This is a genomic window from Streptomyces sp. NPDC107654 (assembly GCF_055639035.1).
Genome location: NZ_JBVKBI010000014.1, coordinates 99,547 through 119,083 on the forward strand (window position 1 = coordinate 99,547; position 19,537 = coordinate 119,083).

Sequence of the window (19,537 nt, forward strand, 5' to 3'; positions counted from 1 at the left end):
CAGCGAGGGGGCTGATCCTAGGCATGGAATTGAACATGTTCAAACACCGGGTGCGGTGCCGGCGTGGCCGGGTCCGGGTGGCCGTGCGCCGTGGACGCGGTCCCGGGAGCCACGGGTCGCGGAGGCTGCCGCGCCATGGTCCGGGCGATCTCGCGGGCGGCTCCGGCGAAGGCCTGGAGGGCGCCGGTGGTGTGTCCGGCCCGCCACACCAGGCCGTAGCCGGTCGGCTCCGCGTCCGCGAAGGGAACGTAGGCGACACCGGGGCGGGCGTGGTACAGGGCCGTGTGCGCGGGTGTGAGCATCGCGCCCCTGCCGGCGGCGACCAGCATCAACGCCTCCTGCATGTTGGTGATGCCGGGGCCGCGGGCGATGGGCCGGCCGCTCGGTGTGCGAGCGGGGGCGTGGTGTTCGAGCCGGTGGTCGGGAACGTTGCCGGTGATCGTGAGCAGCGGTACGCCGGCCAGGTCCTCGAGCGACACCGAGTCCCGGGCGGCGAGTGGATGCGCCGAGCCGACCGCGAGGACGCGTGCCTCCGCGAGCAGCGCCGGACCCTCGACGAGATCCGCCTCCCGTACGGGGAGTTCGGTGATCTGGAGGTCGAACTCGCCCTTGCGCAGCTGCCCGTACGGGTCGGCGAGCGGCACCTCGCAGATCTCCACGGCGAGCCCGGGGCGGCTGACGCGCAGCACCTCGGTCGTCTTCATCACGATCTCGCCGGTCAGCGGGTTCGAGAAGCCGACGTGCAGCACGGTGTCGATGCCGCGCGCGGTGGCGGCGGCCCGCTCCAGGGCGGCCTCGATCGCGCGGTGGTGCGGCTCCAGGTCGGCGCGCAACTGCCGGCCGAGCGAGGAGAGGGCGACGCGGCGACTGGTCCGGATGAACAGCGGGGCGCCGACGCGGCGTTCGAGGCGCTGCACGAGCTGGCTCACCCGGGCCCGGGACAGCCTCATGCGCTCGGCCGTCCGCCCGAAGTGCAGCTCCTCGGCGAGCAGGAGGAAGCATTCCAGTTCATCGCGTTCCATCGACGTCCCCGGGTCCCTCGGATCGGTAAGCGTAACTGAACGAACGTTGCGATCTTCGCCGTTGTTCCTTCTCCGCGTCCGATCGAAGGTGGTCGAGCCGACAACGTCCCCAGACCTGCGAGGAACCGACATGAGTTCACGGAAACCGACGGCCGCCCTGAGCACACGCGACTGGGGGGTCCTGTTCGTCCTGTGCGGCGCGATCTTCCTGGAGGGCATCGATGTGGCCATGCTCAATGTGGCCCTGCCGTCCATCCGGGCCGACCTCGGTCTGTCCACCGGCGCCCTGCAGTGGGTCATGAGCGCGTACGTCCTCGGATACGGCGGCTTCATGCTGGTGGGAGGACGCGCCGCCGACCTCTTCGGGCGCCGCCGGATGTTCGTCCTCTGGCTCTCGGTCTTCCTGTTCTTCTCCGGGCTGGGCGGATTCGCCACGGAGGGCTGGATGCTGATCGTCGCCCGGTTCGTCACCGGAGTCGCCGCCGCCTTCATGGCCCCGGCGGGCCTCTCCCTCATCACCACCGGCTTCGAGGAGGGCCCGCAGCGCAACAAGGCCCTGCTCCTCTACTCGGGCACCGCGGCCGGCGGGTTCTCGGTGGGCCTGGTCGTCGGCGGGCTGCTCACCTCGGTCGACTGGCGCTGGGTGTTCTTCGCACCGGTCGTGCTCGCCGCGCTGATCCTCCTCGCGGCGCTCGTCCTCGTGCCCGGGGCGCCGCGTCCCGACCGCGCCGGCCGGAGTGTCGACCTGGCCGGCGGTCTCACCATCACCGCGGCCGTGATCCTGCTCGTCCTCGGCGTGGAGCGCGCCGGCCACACAAGCCTGCCGTGGACCCTCGGGACACTGGGCGCGGGCCTCGTCCTCCTCGCCGCGTTCGTCGCCGTGGAGCGCCGCTCGGCATCCCCGCTGGTCCGGCTCGGCATCTTCCGCAGCGGCGCCCTGGTCCGCGCCAACCTCGTCGGACTGCTCTTCGCGGCGGGCTTCTTCGGCTTCCAGTTCCTGGTCGTCCTCTACCTTCGGGAACTGCGGGACTGGTCGACGGTGCAGACCAGCTTCGCGATGATCGTCATCGGTGTCGACGCGATCCTCTCCCCGGTCCTCACCCCGAGGCTGGTGAACCGCTTCGGCAACGCACGGGTGATCTTCGCCGGACTGCTTCTGGCCTCGCTGTCGTACGCCCTGTTCCTGCCGCTCGGGGCCGACTGGACGTACCTGGCGATGCTTCCCGGCCTGCTCACCCTCGGCATCGCCTTCTCCCTCGCCTACGGCCCTCTCACCATCGTCGCCACCGAGGGCGTCGATGAGGAGGAGCAGGGCCTGGCCGGCGGACTGCTCTACACCTCTTTCCAGTTCGGCGCCGCGATCGGCCTCTCCACGGCGACCGCCGTCAATGTGTCGGCCACCGCGTCGTCGTCACCGGCCGCGCTGCTCGACGGTTACCGGGCGGCCCTGTGGGTTCCGCTCGCCGCGGCCCTGCTCGCCGCGCTGATCGGTGTCTTCGGACTGCGCGGCCGGCCGGCGGTCACGGTCGCCGCGTCGGGCGCACCCGCCGACCGCACCGCCGACGAACTTCCCGCCGCCCCCTGAGCTCTCGTTCGGCGAGGTGGGACGCGGCTCGGAGCCGCGGAACCACGTCCGGCGGCCGGAGGCTCCCGGACGGCAGGCGGGTCCGGCACTCGGCCGGAGGCGACCGGTCCGTCCGGGAGGCGACGGTGAAGGGCCGGGGGCCGCGTGCGCGGGCCGGTCCGGATCGGGTCCGGGGATCTCCGGGTGGCCCCGACCGCCCAGGTCCACCAGGTGACCGAGCGTCCCAGTCCCCGGCGCGTCCCGCCGGGTGCCGAGGGTGACCCCGGTCCGCCGGGCGAGGTGCGCGACCGTGACGCCCCGGCCGCGGGCATGGTTGGGGGGAGATGCTCCGGCAGTGGCGGAATGGCGTGCATCGCCGAGGAGGTCAGACGACCGGGGCCACCGCGGGGAACGGCTGTGCGGCACCATGGGCACATGATCCGTACCGCACGCGTCCTGCCGCTGCTCCTGCTCCCCGCACTGCTCGCGGCGTGCGGCACCGAGAAGACGGACACCGGTGACACCCGGGGCCCGGCGCCGGCCACCGCCCGGCAGTCCCCGCCGGCCACCGTCCGGCAGTCCGAAGCGGGCGCGCGGCTGCGGGCGTTGGGCATCGCGCCGGAACTGGTCTACGTCACGGAAGTACCGGGCTTCACGCTCGCGCAGCAGTCGGTCGGGGTGAACGGGGACGACGGTTTCTCCGCCGCGTACTGGGCGAAGGACGGTGCGGTGCTCCACCTCTACGCCGAGCGGGGCAGCGCCGCCGACTGCCCCGCGGGCTACGCCTGCCTGGCACCGGCGAAGGGCCGAGTGGTGCGGATCTACGGCGAGAAGCTCGGGTCCGGTGTGCTCCGCAGGGCCGCGGACGCCGTCCACCGTCCCACGCCGGCGGAACTCGCCGCCCTGCTGCCGCCGGCCCCCACGGCCACGGCCCCGGTGCGGCGCGGTGACCTTCCCTCGTACGGGGACGGAGCGCCCGACAACCACGTGGGCGAGGGAGGTTGACCGGTCCGGCCACTGTTCGCCGAACGCGTCCGCCGTGCGGGCGCCCGTCCGCCCGGAGCGCCGTGGCATGCCTCCTCGTCTCCTCGTGTACACCCGCACCGCCGACTACCGTCACGACTCCATCCCGGACGCCGTCGCCGCCGTCCGGGCGTCAGGCCGGTTCGCCGTCGAGCACACCGAGGATCCCGCGGACCTCGAACGGCCGCTGGACGGCTTCGCCGCCGTGGTCTTCCTCTCCACCAGCGGTGACGTACTGACCCCGGCCGGGCGCGCACGGCTGGAGCGGTACGTCGGCTCGGGCGGCGGCTTCGCCGGCGTGCACGCGGCGGCCTGCACCGAGTACGGGTGGCCGTACTACGGCGAGCTCCTCGGCGCCCGCTTCACCCGGCACCCGGCCTGCCAGCCCGGCCGGATCCTCGTCGCGGACCCCGGCCATCCCGCCACCCGGCGGTTGCCGGCCGAGTGGCGGTTCACCGACGAGTGGTACGACTTCGACCGCGCCCCGGGCGTCGGCGCCCGGGTGCTGCTGCGCGCCGACGAGACGTCGTACGAGGGCGGCGGGATGGGCGCCGACCATCCGCTGGCCTGGTGCCGTGAGCACGGCCCCGCGGGCGGCCGCGTCTTCTACACGGCCCTGGGCCACCGCGCCGACGCCTACCGCGACCCGGTCTTCCTGACCCACCTGAACGGCGGACTCGTCTGGGCGGGACGGCTCGCCGAGTGACGTTTCTGCGGTGAACCGGTTCCGCCATTGGAGTGAGTAAAGCTGGCGTAGGCGGATGGTCACGTGACTATCTAGAGATGCTCTTGTCTTGGCAAAGGGCGCCGGACGCGGCGGCCACCTCTTCCGCCCGCGTCACCCACCCACAGGAGGAGCCGGACCTTGACTTACGGGAACAAGCTGCGCGAGGCCATCGCCGGGCCGGGGACCACACCGCTGATCGGCGTGTACGACATGTACTCCGCGTCGATCGCGGCCAAGCACTACGACGGGATGTTCGTCTCGGGCTTCGGGTTCGCGGCCTCGTACTACGGACTGCCGGACATCGGATTCATCGCCTGGCCCGACATGGTGGCCTTCGTCCAGCGGCTGCGGGGCGCGTTCCCGCACCACCACCTGCTGGTCGACATCGACGACGGCTACGTCGACCCCGAGGTCGCCTGCCATGTCGTCGAGGGACTCGAACGCATCGGTGCCTCCGGGGTGATCCTGGAGGACCAGAAGCGACCCCGCCGCTGCGGCCACGCCGACGGCAAGCAGGTGCTGCCGCTGGAGGAGTACCTGGAGAAGCTGCACAAGGTCCTGGAGACCCGCAAGGACCTGGTCGTCGTCGCCCGTACGGACGCCACCGACGAGCACGACATCCTGCACCGCGCCAAACACCTGGCGGCCACCGACGCCGACGTGGTACTGGTCGACGGGGTGCGCAGCGTCGAGTGGATCGCGCGGATCCGCGAGGTCGTCGGGGACAAGCCGCTGCTGTTCAACCAGATCGCCGGCGGCAAGTCGCCCCGCCTGTCCCTCGGTGAACTGTCCAGCCTCGGTGTGGACGTCGCCATCTACAGCACCCCCTGCCTGTTCGCCGCGCACGAGGCGATGGACTCCGCGCTCTCGGACCTCAAGGCCGCCGACGGCCGGCTGCCCGAGGTGGACCCCGCGAGCGGGGTCGGCGTGAAGGCCTCCACCAGCCTGCTGGAGCGCAACATCGCCCGCGACCGGCTCGCCCCCGAAGGCGTGGGCGTGTGACCCGTGCGCTGCCCCGGTTCGGCGTGGCCACGGCGGTCGCCGTCGCGCTCCTCGGAGCCGGCGCCGTACCCGCCGTCGCCTCGGGGGGAAGCCTGATCACCGTGATCGACAACTCGCGCACCGGCACCGACAACTCGGAGACGGACTCGATCCTGGAGGTCGACCGCACGGCCAACGCGCAGACCGGCAGCGGCACCGCCGGAAGCGACCACGACGGCAGCGCCGTGGACGTGGTGGAGGCCCTCGTCGGCGCCGACCGGGGCGAGGAGGACTGAACGACAGGGAGCAGCCGAGCGGCCGGGCACCCCGTGCGGGCGGTGCCCGGCCGTTCGCGCGCGGCCGGGCACCTTCCGGGACTCAGTCCTCGGTCAGGTCGGGGCGGCCGTTCTCGTCCGACTCGACGTCCTCCTTCGGGTCGTGCTCGTCGGCGGGCGAGGCCACGGTGGCGCGGTGCGGGCCGGGAGCGAGGATGCGGCCCGCGGCGTGCGCCGAGCCGTAGGCGGTGACCAGGGCGACTGCGGCCGCGGCCAGGGCCGCGGCGGTACGCGTGGTGTGGTTCATGCCCGGCAAACGATCTCCGTGGGGGCGGGTCACCGCCGAGTGCCGGAACCGGCCTCCGGCGTCACGCGGTCGGCCGCCCGGCCCGCACGGTGGCGCGGGCCGGGCGGCGTGCCGGGGGCCGCGCGGTGCTGCCCGGGTCCCGGCCGGCCGCGGGTCCCGGCTGCCCGGACCCCACCGGGCCCGGCTCGTGTCCGCCGGGTCCCACCGGCCCGGGCTCCGCTCACGCGGGCCGGAAGCCGTATCCCGTGGCCGCTCCGGACAGGCGGGTCCGTCGGCGGCGGACCGTCGGTGTCAGGCGACCCGGGACAGATCCGCGTGCCGCACCTCGTGTCGCGGCGGCAGCCCCTCTGCCAGCCGCTCCAGTTCCTCCACCACGATCACACCCAGCCGCTCGAGCTCGTTGCCGAGCGAGCCCGCGATGTGCGGGGTGAGGAAGACGTTGGGCAGCCGGTACAGCGGCGAACCGGCGGGCAGCGGCTCGGGATCGGTGACGTCGAGCACCGCGGACAGGCGTCCTGAGAGCAGCTCCTCGGCCAGCGCCTCGTGGTCGACCAGCGCACCCCGCCCGGTGTTGATCAGCACGCCCCCGTCCCGGACGAGGGCGAGCCGGGCGCGGTCGAGCATGTGGTGGGTCTCGGGGGTGTCGGGGGCGTGCAGGGTGACGATGTCGCTGCGCGCCAGCAGCTCGTCCAGCGGCAGTGGTTCCGCTCCCAGGGCGGCGGCCTCGGCGGGGTTCACATAGGGGTCGTACAGCAGCACCGTGAGGTCGAACGGCCGGAGCAGCTCGAGGAGTCGGCGGCCCACCCGGGAGGCGCCGACGACCCCGACGCGGCGGCCGAGGTTGCCGGTGGCCGCGGTCTCGGCGGGGGTCGGCCGGGCGTGGGTGCGGCGGTAGCGCTCGCGGTGGCCGAAGGCGTCCTTGCCGGCGAGCAGGATCATCGCGAGGGTGTACTCCGCCACCGGCAGGGCGTTGCCGGTGACCGCGCTGGACACGGTGACGCCGTGTTTCCACAGGGCCTCGCCGACCAGGGAACGGACCGAACCCGCGGCGTGCAGGACGGCCCGCAGCCCGGGGGCGGCGGCCAGGACGCCGCCGTCCAGGGGCGGGCAGCCCCAACCGGTGATCAGGACCTCGGCCGCGGCCAGGGTGCCGGCCACCGCCGGATCGGCGAAGTCCCGTACGACGAGCGCCGGGTCGAGGTCGGCCGTCCGCCTCAGCCGGTCCATGAGCGGCGGGGGGAAGAGCAGCGGGAGGTGTACCGGATCCATCGCGAACACGGCCCGCGGCGGCTGAGGGCTGGGCATGGCTCCCCTGACGAACGGCGTGGAAACACTTTCAGAAAGCGCCTTCTACCGTAGATCCGCCGGGAACGACGGGTCAATCGTCGGATGCCGGGCGGCAGTTCCCCGACGCCGCCGACTACATGCGACCGCGCCGCGTTCGACCTGCCCGCGACCCGTGCACCACGGCCTCGGTGAGGAGCCCCCGCCGTCTCAGCCACCACTGCGTCCGGCGTCCCCACTTCGATGACACGTGCGTCGCACGGATGTGCCCTTCGGTGGCCCGGGGGCGGTGACTACCCGGCGACCACGGCTCCGCCTCCGGCGGGTGCGACCGGCCGGGCTCCGGCGCCCTGATGTACGCCACATGGCCCACAGGCGGGGCCGCACCGGAATACCTCCGGCCGGTGTGGTGCTCTGAAGGAACACTGCACGCGCGGCGAAGGGCTGGTGGGCGATGACGGCAGACCAGACGGGCCCCGTGGTCAGAACGCCCCACGGAGCCGTACGCGGCCGGTACGAGCGGGGGGTCGCGGTCTTCCGCGGCATCCCGTACGCCGCCCCGCCCTTCGGCCCCCGCCGGTTCCGCCCGCCCCGGCCGCCCGAGCCGTGGGACGGGGTGCGGGACGCCGGCGCGTTCGGGCCGACCGCGCCGAAACCGCCGTACTCCGAGGCCTTCGCCCCGTACCTGTCCGATCCGGTGATCCCCGGCGACGACTGCCTCAACCTCAACGTCTGGACCCCCGAGCCGGGGCCCGGCGCGCGGCTCCCGGTGCTGGTCTGGCTGCACGGCGGCGCGCTGACCAGGGGCTCCTCGGCGGTATCGGTGTACGACGGCAGCGCCTTCGCGCGCGACGGCGTCGTCTGCGTCTCGGTCAACTACCGGCTGGGGGTGGAGGGCTACGGACTGTTCCCGGACGCGCCCCCGAACCCCGGCCTGCGCGATCAGCTCGCCGCCCTGTGCTGGGTGCACGAGACGATCGAGGCGTTCGGCGGCGACCCCGGCCGGATCACCCTGTGCGGCCAGTCGGCCGGTGCCATCAGCGTGGGCGCCCTGCTCGCCGCGCCCCGGACGCAGGGACTGGTCCGGCGGGCGGTGCTGCAGAGCGGCCCGCCCGAGGTCGTCGACCGCGAGAAGGTACGGCGGATGGTGCGCCGGATGGCCACCCGGCTCCGCGTCCCCGCCACCGCCGAGGCGTTCGCCGCCGTCGACCGCGAACTCCTGCTGCGCACCCAGGCCGAGGCCGCCCGGCTCAGCGGCCCGGTGCTGGGCGGACCGGCGTTCGGCATCGTCGTCGACGGCGACCTCGTGCCCCGCGACCCGCTGAAGGCGCTGGCCGAGGGCGCCGCCGCCCGGGACGTCGAACTGCTCATGGGCTGGACCCGGGACGAGTACCGGCTGTGGCTGGTGCCGGGCGGGCTGCTGGAGCGCGTCGACCGGCTCGGCGCGGTCGCCCTGGCCGCCGCCATGGCCCGCTGCCGCGCCGGCCACGAGATCCCGCGCGGCTACCGTGCGCTGCACCCCGACGCCGGGACCGCCGAGATCGTCGGCCAGATGATCACCGACCACGTGCTGCGGGTGCCGCTGCACCGGCTCGCCGACGCCCGCCCCGGCACGTCCTACGCGTACGAGTTCGCCTGGCCGTCCCGCCTCCCGGGCCTGGGCGCCTGCCACGCCCTGGAGCTGGGGTTCGTCTTCGGCACCGGGGACGCGCCCGAGTCGAAGCGGCTGGCCGGCGAAGGCGCCCCGCAGGAGCTGTCCGACGCGATGCACGCCGCCTGGGTGCGGTTCGCGACGGCCGGGGACCCCGGCTGGGCGGCCTGGGACGCCACCCACCCGGTGCGGGTCTTCGGCGACGGCGTCCCGCACACCGCGTACGGCCCCCGGGACGCGGAGGTCGCCCTGTGGTCGGCCGCGCCCGCGCTTCCGGAGCCCCCGCGGTCTTCCGTGCCCCGGGCCCCCGGCGCCGAACTCGCCGCCGCGATGCGCCGGCTGCGCCGCTCGGTGGGCACCACGCTGCGCCGCTGAGCCGCCTCGCACCGGCACGGCACCGGCCCGGCCGGCACAGCCGGCCGACCGGCTCCCCGCAGGCCTCCGGTTCGCGCACGGCCCGTACACCCGGGCAGGGGTGCCCGCGCCCACCGCGCTCGCAGCACGGGCGGGCACACCCCGCCCACCCGGCCCCCGCCGCGCATCCCCGCCGGCGCCAGCATGCCGCTCACACCGTGCCCAGCGCCCCCGCGATCGCGCCGATCGCCTCCGGCCCCACCCGGCAGCAGCCCCCGATCAACCGCGCCCCCGCCTCCCGCCACGCCTCGACCTGCTCGGCGCCGAACGTGCCGTGCCCGCGCCAGGCCCGTGCGTCGGCGTCCCAGGCCTCCCCGCTGTTGGGGTACACCACGACGGGCTTGCCGGTGACGCGCGCCGCGATCTCCACCGCGTCCCGCACGTCCTCCGGCGCGCAGCAGTTGACACCGACCGCGATCACCTCGTCCGCGTCGGCGGCGAGACCGAACGCCTCCTCCAGGGGCTGTCCGGCCCTCGTCCGCAGGCCGTCGACGGTGTACGACAGCCAGGCCGGCACCCCGAGCCCGCGCACCGCCCGCAGCAGCGCGGCGGCCTCGTCGGCGTCCGGGACGGTCTCCAGGGCCAGGACGTCCGGCGCGGCGGCGGCCAGCGCCTCCATCCGCGGCCGGTGGAACCGCTCCAGTTCGGCCACGCCCAGCCCGTAGCGGCCCCGGTACTCGGAGCCGTCCGCGAGCATCGCCCCGTACGGCCCGACCGACGCGGCCACCCACAGCGGGCGCGCGACACCCGCCGCGTGGGCCTGCCGGGCCGCTTCCCCGGCCAGTTCCACGCTCAGCCCGAGCAGCCGCGCGGCCTCGTCCCGTCCGATGCCGCGCTTGCCGAAGCCCTCGAAGGTGGCCTGGTAGCTGGAGGTGATCGCCACGCTCGCGCCGGCGAGGAAGTAGGCGAGGTGGGCCTCGGTGACCGCTTCGGGCCGTTCGGCGAGCAGCCGCGCCGACCACAGCTCGTCACTCAGGTCGTGTCCGGCCGACTCCAGCTGGTTGGACATGCCGCCGTCGAGCACGACGGCCCCGGCGGCGAGGGCGTCGGCGAGGCTGGGGGAGGTGTCGCTGGTCATGTCACGACGCTAGTCGAAGCGCGGCGGCGACGGGCCCCGGTGTCCAGTGGGTGAGCAGCCGCCATGTTCCGTCTGACCTGCGCAAACCGAGTGCGGGGCGGCGAGGGCGGGGCAGTCGGTGCGTACCGTTCGTGAACGGGTCGACCAGATCGACCGGAACGACCGGCATGTGGGCGCCCGCGCTTCGATCGCCGCCGCCCCGTTGCCCCTCCGTTCTCCGCGGCCCGGTCGTCCTGGCTCGTCCGGGGTCCCGCGCCCGGGTCCGCCCGGCCGGCCCGTCCCGCGACCTCGCCGCGCTCTTCCTCGCCTTGCCCTTCCTCGCCTTGCTCCTCCGCGCCTCGCCCTTCCTCCCTCCCGGCCCATTGACCCTCTCGCGGCTCGCCCTTACCTTTTCGGCGTTCGGAATGGCAGATGATGTTCGAAATATCGATCATACGCTTCGTCATCGAGAGGCGGTCCGCATGAGCCGCGACCCCCACCTCCCCCCGTCCCCCGCCCGCCGCCTGCTGTTGAAGGGCGCCGCGGCCGCCGGCGCCCTGGCGGCCACCTCCGCGTCCCCCGCGCTCGCGTCCCCGTCCCCGTCCGCGTCCGGCAGGGCGGCCCCCTACGTGAACCCCCTCGTCCTCCAGCGCGCCGACCCGCACATCACCCGGCACATGGACGGCCACTACTACTTCACGGCGACCGTCCCCGAGTACGACCGCATCGTGCTGCGCCGCGCCCGGACCCTGAACGGCCTGTCCACGGCCGCCGAGTCGGTGATCTGGCGGGCGCACGCGACCGGTCCGATGGGCGCGCACATCTGGGCGCCGGAGCTGCACCGGATCGGCGGCAAGTGGTACGTCTACTTCGCCTCGGCCCCCGCCGAGGACGTGTGGGCCATCCGCATCTGGGTGCTGGAGAACTCCCACGCCGACCCCTTCCGGGGCACGTGGGTGGAGCGGGGCCAGATCAAGACCGCGTGGGAGACCTTCTCCCTCGACGCCACCACCTTCAAGCACGGTGGCACCCGCTACCTGGTGTGGGCCCAGCATGAGCCGGGCATGGACAACAACACCGCGCTGTGGATCTCGAAGATGGCCGACCCGTGGACGCTGACCGGCCCCCAGGTCCGGCTGTCCACGCCCGAGTACGACTGGGAGTGCGTCGGCTACAAGGTCAACGAGGGCCCGTACGTCCTCCAACGCAACGGCCGAATGTTCCTCACCTACTCGGCCGGCGCCACCGACTGGCACTACTGCATGGGCCTGCTCACCGCCGACATGCACAGCGACCCCATGGACGCGCGGAGTTGGAGCAAGTCGCCCGTCCCGGTCTTCACCGGCAACGACACCACGCGGCAGTACGGCCCCGGACACAACTGCTTCACCGTCGCCGAGGACGGCCGTACCGACGTCCTCGTCTACCACGCCCGCCAGTACAAGGAGATCACCGGCGACCCGCTGCAGGACCCCAACCGGCACACCCGGATCCAGAAGCTCGGCTGGAAGCCTGACGGCACCCCGGACTTCGGCGTCCCCGTGGCCGACACCGTGCAGGAGGGTGCCTGAGATGAGACGCGCGTACGCGATCCTGCTCGCCCTGTGCTGCGCCCTCGGCGCCGCACTGGCGACGTCCGGACCGGCCCAGGCGGCACCGCAGACGATCGCCAACGGCACGCGGTTCACCGACGCGTCGGGAGATCCGGTGCACGCCCACGGCGGCGGAGTCGTCAAGGCCGGCGGCTACTACTACTGGTTCGGCGAGGACCGGGGCGGCGACAACACCTTCCGGTCCGTGGACGCCTACCGCTCCACCGACCTGAAGAACTGGGAGTTCCGCGCCCACGTCCTGACCCGGTCCTCCGCCCCCGAACTGGCCACCGCCTACATCGAACGCCCGAAGGTCGTCCACAACGCGGCCACCGGCAAGTTCGTGATGTGGATGCACAAGGAGAACGGCACCGACTACAGCGAGGCGCGCGCCGCCGTCGCCGTCTCCGACACGGTCGACGGCAGCTACGCCTACCAGGGCAGTTTCCGCCCGCTCGGCCAGTACATGTCCCGCGACCTGACCGCGTACGTGGACACCGACGGCACCGCCTACCTGGTCTCGGCCGCCAACGAGAACCACGACCTGCACATCTACCGGCTCACCGCCGACTACACCGGCATCGCCGGCCTGGTCGCCAACCCCTGGCCCGGCGGCCACCGCGAGGCACCCGCCCTGTTCAGGCGGGGCGGGGTGTACTTCATGCTGACGTCGGGCGCCACCGGCTGGAACCCCAACCAGCAGCAGTACGCCACCGCCACCTCCCTCGCCGGCCCCTGGACCTCCTGGCGGAAGGTCGGCGACTCCACCGCCTACGGCTCCCAGACCGCCTACGTCCTTCCCGTGCAGGGGAGTTCCGGCACCTCGTACCTGTACCTGGGCGACCGCTGGGGCAACTCCTTCGGCGGCGAGGTCAACGACTCCCGGTACGTCTGGCTGCCGCTGACCTTCCCGACCTCCACCTCGATGAGCATGTCCTGGTACCCCGAGATCACCGTGGACACCACCGCCGGGACGGTCACCGGCACGAACGCCACCTACGACACGCTGATCGCCCGGCACAGCGCCAAGTGCGCCGACGTGCCGAGCCGGTCCCTGTGGCAGGGCGTCGCCGTCCACCAGTACACCTGCAACGGCGGCGCCAACCAGAAGTGGTGGTTCAAGGACCTGGGCAACGGCTACCGGGCGCTGGTGGGCCGGGGCAGTTCCCTGTGCCTCCAGGAGAACGCGGGCGACGTCACCCAGGAGAACTGCACCGGCGTCACCGGCCAGCAGTGGTCTCTCACCGCCGCCGGCTCGTACGTCACCGTCAGGTCCCGCGCGAGCGGCGAGTGCCTGGACGTGTCCGGCGGGTCCACCGCCGACTCGGCCGCGATCATCACCTACGCCTGCAACGGCGGCACCAACCAGCAGTGGACGCGCGGCAGCTGAGGTGCGTCAGGCGAGCAGGCCGGTCGCGGGCCGTCGTCACCCCGATTCTCAGGGTGTGCGCGGCGGCGAGCCGGAAGTGGACACCGCGACGAACTCCTCGCCCGGCATCTGGTGCCCGAGGGCGCCGTGCGGGTGGGATGAAGCCCTGGGGCGCCCCGACCGGAACCGGGGCGTCCCAGGTCCCGTCAGGAAGGAAGACCACCACCGTGATCCGACTGCCCGCCGACGACCGCGCGACCAGCCCCCGCACCGGCTACACCCGCGCCCACTGGGAAGCCGCCGCCGATGCCCTCCTCACCGCCGTCGAGCCGTACGCCACCCCCGACCGCGCCCTCTACCACTTGCCCGGCACCCGGGTGAGCCACTCCGGCCGGCTCTCCGACGGGCTCGAAGGCTACGCCCGCACGCTGCTGCTGGCCGCGTTCCGCCGCGACGAGACCGCGCTCGGCCGGTACGCCGAGGGCCTGGCGGCCGGACCCGGCGGGGTCTGGCCGCGGATCACGGACCGCAGCCAGCCGCTGGTCGAGTCCGCCTCCGTCGCGCTCGCCCTGCGGCTCACCCGGCCGCTGCTCTGGGACCGCCTGGACGACGCGGTACGCGAGCGGACCGCCGCCTGGCTCGCGGACGCGCTCACCGCCGAACCCTGGCCCTGTAACTGGGAGTTGTTCCCGGTCACCGTCGGCGGCTTCCTCCTGGAGACCGGCCACCGGGAGGAGGCGGCGCGGAAGGCGGTCGACCGGGGACTGGAGCGGATCGAGGACTGGTACCTCGGCGACGGCTGGTACACCGACGGCGACGGCCGGAAGTTCGACTACTACAACGGCTGGGCCATGCACCTGTACACGGTCCTCCACGCCTGGCTGGCCGACGACGGCGATCTGCTGGACCGGTACGGCCGGCGGCTCTCCCGCCACCTCGCCGACCACGCCCGCCTTTTCGGCGCCGACGGCGCCCCGGTGCGCCAGGGCCGTTCCCTGACCTACCGCTTCGCGACGACGGCCCCGCTCTGGCTCGGCGCCCTCACCGGACACACACCCCTGCCCCCGGGCGAGACCCGGCGCCTGGCCTCCGGCGCGCTGCGGTACTTCCTCGACGGCGGTGCGGTCGACGAGCGGGGCCTGCTGCCGCTCGGCTGGCTCGGCCCGGACGAGTCCCTGGTGCAGAACTACTCGGGGCCCGCCTCGCCGTACTGGGCGAGCAAGGGCTTCCTCGGCCTGCTGCTGCCGCCGGAACACGAGGTCTGGACGGCGCCGGAGCAGCCCGGACCGGCCGACCGCGCCGACGCGGCACACCCCGTGCCCGTCCCCAACTGGCTGCTGCAGTCGACCCGTTCGGACGGACTGGTCCGGCTGCACAATCACGGCAGCGAGGACGTCCGCTACGACCCCCACTACACCCGGCTCGCCTATTCGACCGCCACCGCGCCCGTGCCGTCGTACGACAACAGCGTGATCGTCGGCGGTGATCCGAGCCGTACGGGCATCGAGCCGCTCGGCACGGGCGAGGGGTGGATCGCCTCCCGGCACACCGCGGGCAGCGGGGCCACCGTCACCAGCCTGGTGGTGGTCCGGGGTGCCGTGGAGGTGCGCGCGCACCTGGTGGCGGGTGCGGCGGCCGGGACCACGGTGCGGGTGACGGGCTGGCCGGACGCGCCGGGCGTACGGAGCGAACTCGTCCCGGTGTCCGGCCTGTCGGCGGAGCTGACCGGGGTGACCGGGGACGGCGGGGCCACGCTCTTCGTCGCGCTGGCCCGGCTCACCGGGGAGCCGGACCCGTTGCCGCTCGCGGAGCTGGTGTCCGTGGCGGTGCGGGCGGACGGCGCCGGGAAGCCGGGCCACGAGGTGCGGGTGAGCTGGTCCGCCGGCGGGAGCGCCGCCTTCCGGTTCACGGCGCCGGACGGCGCGACGGCCGAGGCGTGGTCGGTGGTGCCGCACTGACCGGGGGAGGGACGAGGACCGAGGGACGCCGGACGGTTCGGCCGGCACCGAACCGTCCGGGGTCTAGCGTGACCGTATGACCGCAGAGCCCGCCACGGCCCCCTCCTTCGCCGGCCTCCACCACCGTCCGGACGAGCCGCTGCTGCTGCCCAACGCCTGGGACCACGCCTCGGCCGCCGCCCTGGCCGCCCACGGGTTCCCGGCGATCGCCACGACGAGCCTGGCGGTCGCGGCGGCCGTCGGCCTGCCCGACGGGGAGGCGGCGACCCGCGAGCACACCGTCCGGCTCGCCCTGACCCTCGGCTCCGGGCCGTGGCTCCTCTCCGTCGACGCCGAGAACGGCTTCAGCGACGATCCGGACGAAGTCGCCGCCCTCGCCCGGGAGTTGTGGGCCGCGGGCGCCGTCGGCGTCAACCTGGAGGACGGCCTGGGCCCGGCCGGCCGGCACGCGGCGAAGATCGCCGCCGTGAAGGCCGCCGTGCCCGGTCTCTTCGTCAACGCCCGCACGGACACGTACTGGTCGGGTGACGGAGACGAGAGGGACACCCTGCGCCGGCTCGACGCCTACCAGGAGGCGGGCGCCGACGGGGTCTTCGTCCCGGGCGTGACCGATCCCGGGCGCATCGCCGCCCTGGTCCGGCACACCGCCGTCCCGCTCAACGTCCTGTACGCGCCCGCCGGCCCCACCCTCGCCCGCCTCGCCGACCTCGGCGTGCGCCGCGTCAGCCTCGGCTCGCTGCTGTACCGGCGGGCGCTCGGCGCGGCCCTCGACGCCGTGGCCGGCATCGCGGCCGGGCGGACCCCGGGCGGTACGACCCCGTCCTACGCCGACGTCCGCGCACTGGAGCGCAGTGCCTCGGTGAGCGCGTCGGCGAACTCCACGGGGTTCTCCAGCGTGCCCAGATGACCGCCCGGGAACTCGGTGAACGCGCACCCCAGCCGTCCGGCGAGGAACTCGGCCGTGCGGTGCAGGAGCTGCCCGCGCGAACCGGTTCCGGCGGCGAGGGTGAGCCGGCCCGGGGGCGGGGCGGCGGCGGGCACGTACGCGGTGAACGGGCACAGCACCCGGTCGAGGAAGACACCCATGGGGGTCGCCGAGTCGCCCTCGGCGGGCGGCCGTCCGGGCCCTCGGAGCCGGTCGACCAGCTCGGCCCGCCGCGCCGCCCCGTCCGGCAGGACGGTCACGCACGGCGGCTCGTGCGCGACCACGTGCGCCAGCCGTCCGGGGTACCGGACGAGCAGGTCCAGGACCGCGATGCCGCCGGAACTGGTCCCGAACACGGATGCCGGCGCGCCCGCCGGCAGCACCTCCTCCAGCACCCGCCGTGCGCCCTCGCTCCAGTCCGCGACGCGTTGCTCGGCGACCGGCGCGCCGAGCCTGCCGTGCGCGAGGCCCAACGGGTCGTACGTCACCACGGTGAAGCGCCTGGCCAGCCGCTCGGTGAGGGGTCCGAGGCCCATCGGGTGCCCGGCACCGCCCGGTACGAGCAGCAGCACGGGACCGCGGCCCGTGACGTCGTAGTGCGGTGTGTCAGTCATCGGTGCGTTCCCCGTTCTCGCGCGGCCAGTGGATGAGGGCGAGGTGCAGGGCGTCGACCGCCTTGTCCCAGGAGGCCCGTACGTCCCGGTCCGCGCCGAAGCCGCCCGCGCCCTCCAGCACGCAGTAGCCGTGGAAGGTGCTGCGCAGCAGGCGGACGGCGTCCGTCAGGTCCGGTTCCCGGAGACCGTAGGCGCGCAGCATCCCGTAGGTGATCTGCGCGGTGCGGCGCAGGGCGGGGGAGTCGGCGATCAGGGCCTGGTCGACGCGGATCTGGGTGGCCGCGTACCGGCCGGGGTGCTCCAGGGCGTAGTCCCGGTAGGCGCCGGCGAACGCCGTCAGCGCCTCCTTGCCCGCCCGGCCGGCCACGGCCGCCGCGATCCGGTCGATCAGCTCACCGCCCGCGAACAGCGCGAGCCGGGTGCGCAGGTCCTGCAGATTGCGGACGTGCGAGTAGAGGCTCGCGTCCTTGACGCCGAAGCGCCGGGCCAGCGCGGAGACGCTGAGGTTCTCGAACCCGGCCTCGTCCGCCAGGTCCGCGGCCCCCGCCACCACCCGCTCGGCACTGAGCCCTGCCCGGGCCATACGCCCACCTCCCTAGAACGCCTAGGTGTCAGCCTAGAGTATCTAGGAATCGGGTGTCAGCCGATCGGCGCGTACAGCACCCCCAGCTTGTCGACCTCCTCGCCCGAGCGGCCGGTGAAGCCCACGATCTGCCAGCCGCCGGGGGCCGTGAAGGTGGTGGTGTCGGTGGTCGGGGTGCCCGCCGAGAGGGTGCGGCCCCGGTCGGTGGCGAAGGCGGCCGAGAAGAGGCGGGTGCGACCGTCCTTCCGGCCCTCGGCGAGCTTCACCGAGGTGAGGTGTTCGCCGGCGGCCAGGGTGAGGGAGGCGGCCGTGCCGCCGGTGCCGCCGTGGGCGAGGGTCGTACCGCCGTCGAGGGTGAGGGACACGGCGTCCAGGCGGCTGCCGCCGCGCAGGGTGAGGGTGCGCGGGGACGGGGCCGCGGGGAGGTCGTCGGCGTCGTTGAAGGCCGTGCCGTGCGGGCCGCCGAAGAAGTCGCTCGCCCGGAGCTTCGGGTTCGGTGTGTAGGAGAAGTCGACGGTGTGCGGGAAGTGGTCGGAGAGGTTGCCGCCGGCCGCGTCGAGGAACGACGCCCACGCGTCGTGGTAGCGGGTCGCGGTCAGGGAGATCAGGGCGCTGCCGCGGTACAGGACCTTGTCGACCACCTCGCAGTCGTCGGGCGGCGCGGACGCCGGGCACAGCAGCGGGTCGGCGCCCTGGGCGGGGGCCGTACCGCCCTTGACCAGCCGTACCCAGGCGTCGGTCAGGCCGTTGTCGGTGACGAGGGTGCGGATCGTGTCGCCGGCGCGGGTGTACCGGGTGTTGGTGTCCCCCATGACGATCACCGCGTTGCCCGCCGAGTTGACCCGGACGAAGGCCGACAGCTGCGCGATGCCGGCGCGGCGCGCGGCCAGGGCGTCGGCGGTGTCGCCGGCGTTGGGGTGGAGGTTGTACAGGTCGACGTAGACGCCCTCGGCGAGCCGTACCCGGGCCAGGGTGAAGCCCTTCGGGGTCAGGCAGTCGGTGCCGGCGCAGTCGTTCCACCTCACCCGCTCGACGTCCTCGAACGGGAGGTCGGAGAGGGTGTTGAGGCCGTCGCCGAAGCCCGCGCCGCCGCTGGTCGCCGTGCGGTAGGGGTGGTGGTCGCCGGCGTAGAGCGCCGCGTGGTAGTTGAAGTCCTCCTGGACGTTGACGATGTCGTATCCCGTCAACCTCGGCGAGATCAACGGGGTGTTGGTGGCCGGATGGCTGGAGCTGAGGCCCTCCGGGAGCCCGGCCACGTTGTACGTCAGGACACTGAACCCGCCGGGTTCGGCGGCCTGTGCGGTACCGGTCGAGGCGGTGAGCCCGGACGCGGCCAGCAGGCCGGCGGCGAGCGTGCCGAGGAGTCGTCCCATGGGTCGCATGCGGCCATGCTCACGTCAAATCCGGTACTTTTGAAGGGGGTTGGGAAAACGACTGGCCATCGCCGGGATTGACTGGGGCAGCGGGGCTGCCGGAAGCTCGTCGCGGGGCCCGGGCGGCGACCCGTCCGGTGCCTTCGTACGGGTCCGGACCGGCGAGGGCGCCGCACGAGGGCCGACCGACCCGTTACCGAAGGGACACGGACATGGTGCCTGCTCTCCCTGCCCCGGCCGACCGGGCCGTCGCCCTGCTGTGTGAGTTGGGCGCCGAGAACACCGCCCACCCCGGCGGCACTCTCCTCACCCACCTCCAGCGCGTCCAGGCGCGCCTGGCGGCGTGGCAGGCCCGTCCGGCCCTCCGACTCGCCGGTCTGTGTCACGCGTTCTACGGCACGGACGGCTTTCCCACGGCACTGCTGCCACCGGACCGTCGCGACGACCTCGCGGCGGTGATCGGCGCCGAGGCCGAGGCCATCGTGTACCTGTACGCCTCATGCGACCGCAAGGCGACGTACCCGGCTCTCCACCAGGACGACGCCCCCTTCCACGACAGGTTCACCGGCCGCTCGCACGTTCCGGCGCCCCGGTCGCGCCGGGACTTCACCGAACTGACGGCGGCCAACGAACTCGACCTCGCCCTCGTCGATTCCGCCTTCCGCCACACGTGGGGCCCTCGACTGCTCGCCCTCTTCACCCGGCTCCAGGATCTGCTGAGTGCCGAGGCCTGGCTCGAGTGCCGCACGGTGCTTGTCACTCCGTGATCCCGGTGGTCCGGCCGTCCTGGCGCTTCACCATCGGGAGCGGCGGCCGCT

Annotated in this window: 18 protein-coding genes; 11 read left to right on the forward strand and 7 right to left on the reverse strand. The window is 73.9% G+C overall.

Annotated features, from left to right (window positions below; genetic code table 11):
• Nucleotides 1-17 precede the first annotated feature (17 nt).
• Entirely contained in the window at nt 18-1,022 is a 1,005-nt protein-coding gene (locus tag ACZ7N4_RS24290; protein WP_471361209.1) for a LysR family transcriptional regulator, read from the reverse strand.
• A 130-nt stretch (nt 1,023-1,152) separates the two neighbouring features.
• Between ACZ7N4_RS24290 and ACZ7N4_RS24295 the strand changes: the two genes are divergently transcribed.
• The 5 genes from ACZ7N4_RS24295 (at nt 1,153) to ACZ7N4_RS24315 (ending at nt 5,613) form a co-directional block, all read left to right on the forward strand.
• Nucleotides 1,153-2,607, forward strand: coding sequence for an MFS transporter (locus tag ACZ7N4_RS24295; protein WP_471361211.1), 1,455 nt, complete (start codon nt 1,153-1,155; stop codon nt 2,605-2,607).
• A 414-nt stretch (nt 2,608-3,021) separates the two neighbouring features.
• Nucleotides 3,022-3,591: a membrane lipoprotein gene (locus ACZ7N4_RS24300; RefSeq protein WP_471361214.1), complete on the forward strand. Its 570-nt coding sequence runs from the start codon at nt 3,022-3,024 to the stop codon at nt 3,589-3,591.
• Nucleotides 3,592-3,658: 67 nt separating this feature from the next.
• Entirely contained in the window at nt 3,659-4,315 is a 657-nt protein-coding gene (locus tag ACZ7N4_RS24305) for a ThuA domain-containing protein (protein ID WP_471361217.1), read from the forward strand.
• A 159-nt stretch (nt 4,316-4,474) separates the two neighbouring features.
• Nucleotides 4,475-5,338, forward strand: coding sequence for an isocitrate lyase/PEP mutase family protein (locus ACZ7N4_RS24310; RefSeq protein ID WP_471361220.1), 864 nt, complete (start codon nt 4,475-4,477; stop codon nt 5,336-5,338).
• Nucleotides 5,335-5,613 carry a hypothetical protein gene (locus ACZ7N4_RS24315; RefSeq protein WP_471361222.1) on the forward strand — a complete coding sequence of 93 codons (279 nt, stop codon included), beginning with the start codon at nt 5,335-5,337 and terminating at the stop codon, nt 5,611-5,613. The genes ACZ7N4_RS24310 and ACZ7N4_RS24315 overlap by 4 nt, the downstream gene beginning before the upstream one ends.
• 82 nt (nt 5,614-5,695) lie before the next feature.
• Here ACZ7N4_RS24315 and ACZ7N4_RS24320 read toward each other — a convergent pair whose 3' ends face one another.
• Nucleotides 5,696-5,899 (reverse strand): hypothetical protein, encoded by a 204-nt coding sequence (locus ACZ7N4_RS24320; RefSeq protein WP_471361225.1) that lies wholly within the window; start codon nt 5,897-5,899, stop codon nt 5,696-5,698.
• Between the two features lie 291 nt (nt 5,900-6,190).
• Nucleotides 6,191-7,204: a hydroxyacid dehydrogenase gene (locus tag ACZ7N4_RS24325; RefSeq protein WP_471361228.1), complete on the reverse strand. Its 1,014-nt coding sequence runs from the start codon at nt 7,202-7,204 to the stop codon at nt 6,191-6,193.
• A 433-nt stretch (nt 7,205-7,637) separates the two neighbouring features.
• On the opposite strand from ACZ7N4_RS24325, the gene ACZ7N4_RS24330 reads away from it, so the two are divergent.
• A complete protein-coding gene (locus ACZ7N4_RS24330; protein ID WP_471361230.1) occupies nt 7,638-9,209 on the forward strand; it encodes a carboxylesterase/lipase family protein in 1,572 nt (523 codons plus the stop codon).
• A gap of 190 nt (nt 9,210-9,399) precedes the next feature.
• On the opposite strand, the gene mmuM is transcribed toward ACZ7N4_RS24330, so the two are convergent.
• Nucleotides 9,400-10,326 (reverse strand): homocysteine S-methyltransferase, encoded by a 927-nt coding sequence (mmuM, locus tag ACZ7N4_RS24335; protein ID WP_471361233.1) that lies wholly within the window; start codon nt 10,324-10,326, stop codon nt 9,400-9,402.
• A 461-nt stretch (nt 10,327-10,787) separates the two neighbouring features.
• Between mmuM and ACZ7N4_RS24340 the strand changes: the two genes are divergently transcribed.
• The 4 genes from ACZ7N4_RS24340 (at nt 10,788) to ACZ7N4_RS24355 (ending at nt 16,131) form a co-directional block, all read left to right on the forward strand.
• Nucleotides 10,788-11,876, forward strand: coding sequence for a glycoside hydrolase family 43 protein (locus ACZ7N4_RS24340; RefSeq protein ID WP_471361236.1), 1,089 nt, complete (start codon nt 10,788-10,790; stop codon nt 11,874-11,876).
• A 1-nt stretch (nt 11,877) separates the two neighbouring features.
• Nucleotides 11,878-13,287, forward strand: coding sequence for an RICIN domain-containing protein (locus tag ACZ7N4_RS24345; protein ID WP_471361238.1), 1,410 nt, complete (start codon nt 11,878-11,880; stop codon nt 13,285-13,287).
• A gap of 209 nt (nt 13,288-13,496) precedes the next feature.
• Nucleotides 13,497-15,224: a DUF2264 domain-containing protein gene (locus ACZ7N4_RS24350; RefSeq protein WP_471361462.1), complete on the forward strand. Its 1,728-nt coding sequence runs from the start codon at nt 13,497-13,499 to the stop codon at nt 15,222-15,224.
• A gap of 76 nt (nt 15,225-15,300) precedes the next feature.
• On the forward strand, nt 15,301-16,131 hold the full coding sequence (locus tag ACZ7N4_RS24355; protein ID WP_471361241.1) for an isocitrate lyase/PEP mutase family protein: 831 nt from the start codon (nt 15,301-15,303) through the stop codon (nt 16,129-16,131).
• On the opposite strand, the gene ACZ7N4_RS24360 is transcribed toward ACZ7N4_RS24355, so the two are convergent.
• The 3 genes from ACZ7N4_RS24360 to ACZ7N4_RS24370 are packed head-to-tail and all read right to left on the reverse strand — an operon-like array spanning nt 16,047 to nt 18,719.
• Nucleotides 16,047-16,763: an alpha/beta fold hydrolase gene (locus ACZ7N4_RS24360; RefSeq protein ID WP_471361243.1), complete on the reverse strand. Its 717-nt coding sequence runs from the start codon at nt 16,761-16,763 to the stop codon at nt 16,047-16,049. The two genes, ACZ7N4_RS24355 and ACZ7N4_RS24360, sit on opposite strands and share 85 nt — an antisense overlap.
• The gene (locus ACZ7N4_RS24365; protein ID WP_471361246.1) at nt 16,756-17,346 is read right to left on the reverse strand and encodes a TetR/AcrR family transcriptional regulator; all 591 of its coding nucleotides are present in this window, start codon (nt 17,344-17,346) and stop codon (nt 16,756-16,758) included. The genes ACZ7N4_RS24360 and ACZ7N4_RS24365 overlap by 8 nt, the downstream gene beginning before the upstream one ends.
• A 56-nt stretch (nt 17,347-17,402) precedes the next feature.
• Complete coding sequence (locus ACZ7N4_RS24370; protein ID WP_471361464.1) at nt 17,403-18,719, reverse strand: jacalin-like lectin; 1,317 nt, start codon at nt 18,717-18,719, stop codon at nt 17,403-17,405.
• A gap of 212 nt (nt 18,720-18,931) precedes the next feature.
• Between ACZ7N4_RS24370 and ACZ7N4_RS24375 the strand changes: the two genes are divergently transcribed.
• On the forward strand, nt 18,932-19,486 hold the full coding sequence (locus ACZ7N4_RS24375; protein WP_471361249.1) for a DUF6817 domain-containing protein: 555 nt from the start codon (nt 18,932-18,934) through the stop codon (nt 19,484-19,486).
• Nucleotides 19,487-19,537 lie beyond the last annotated feature (51 nt).

Bases quoted from the DNA above. Each gene is read 5' to 3' on its own strand.
- ACZ7N4_RS24290 (WP_471361209.1), bottom strand. From the start codon at position 1,022: ATGGAACGCGATGAACTGGAATGCTTCCTCCTGCTCGCCGAGGAGCTG.
- ACZ7N4_RS24295 (WP_471361211.1), top strand. From the start codon at position 1,153: ATGAGTTCACGGAAACCGACGGCCGCCCTGAGCACACGCGACTGGGGG.
- ACZ7N4_RS24300 (WP_471361214.1), top strand. From the start codon at position 3,022: ATGATCCGTACCGCACGCGTCCTGCCGCTGCTCCTGCTCCCCGCACTG.
- ACZ7N4_RS24305 (WP_471361217.1), top strand. From the start codon at position 3,659: ATGCCTCCTCGTCTCCTCGTGTACACCCGCACCGCCGACTACCGTCAC.
- ACZ7N4_RS24320 (WP_471361225.1), bottom strand. From the start codon at position 5,899: ATGAACCACACCACGCGTACCGCCGCGGCCCTGGCCGCGGCCGCAGTC.
- ACZ7N4_RS24325 (WP_471361228.1), bottom strand. From the start codon at position 7,204: ATGCCCAGCCCTCAGCCGCCGCGGGCCGTGTTCGCGATGGATCCGGTA.
- ACZ7N4_RS24330 (WP_471361230.1), top strand. From the start codon at position 7,638: ATGACGGCAGACCAGACGGGCCCCGTGGTCAGAACGCCCCACGGAGCC.
- mmuM (WP_471361233.1), bottom strand. From the start codon at position 10,326: ATGACCAGCGACACCTCCCCCAGCCTCGCCGACGCCCTCGCCGCCGGG.
- ACZ7N4_RS24340 (WP_471361236.1), top strand. From the start codon at position 10,788: ATGAGCCGCGACCCCCACCTCCCCCCGTCCCCCGCCCGCCGCCTGCTG.
- ACZ7N4_RS24345 (WP_471361238.1), top strand. From the start codon at position 11,878: ATGAGACGCGCGTACGCGATCCTGCTCGCCCTGTGCTGCGCCCTCGGC.
- ACZ7N4_RS24355 (WP_471361241.1), top strand. From the start codon at position 15,301: ATGACCGCAGAGCCCGCCACGGCCCCCTCCTTCGCCGGCCTCCACCAC.
- ACZ7N4_RS24360 (WP_471361243.1), bottom strand. From the start codon at position 16,763: ATGACTGACACACCGCACTACGACGTCACGGGCCGCGGTCCCGTGCTG.
- ACZ7N4_RS24365 (WP_471361246.1), bottom strand. From the start codon at position 17,346: ATGGCCCGGGCAGGGCTCAGTGCCGAGCGGGTGGTGGCGGGGGCCGCG.
- ACZ7N4_RS24370 (WP_471361464.1), bottom strand. From the start codon at position 18,719: ATGGGACGACTCCTCGGCACGCTCGCCGCCGGCCTGCTGGCCGCGTCC.
- ACZ7N4_RS24375 (WP_471361249.1), top strand. From the start codon at position 18,932: ATGGTGCCTGCTCTCCCTGCCCCGGCCGACCGGGCCGTCGCCCTGCTG.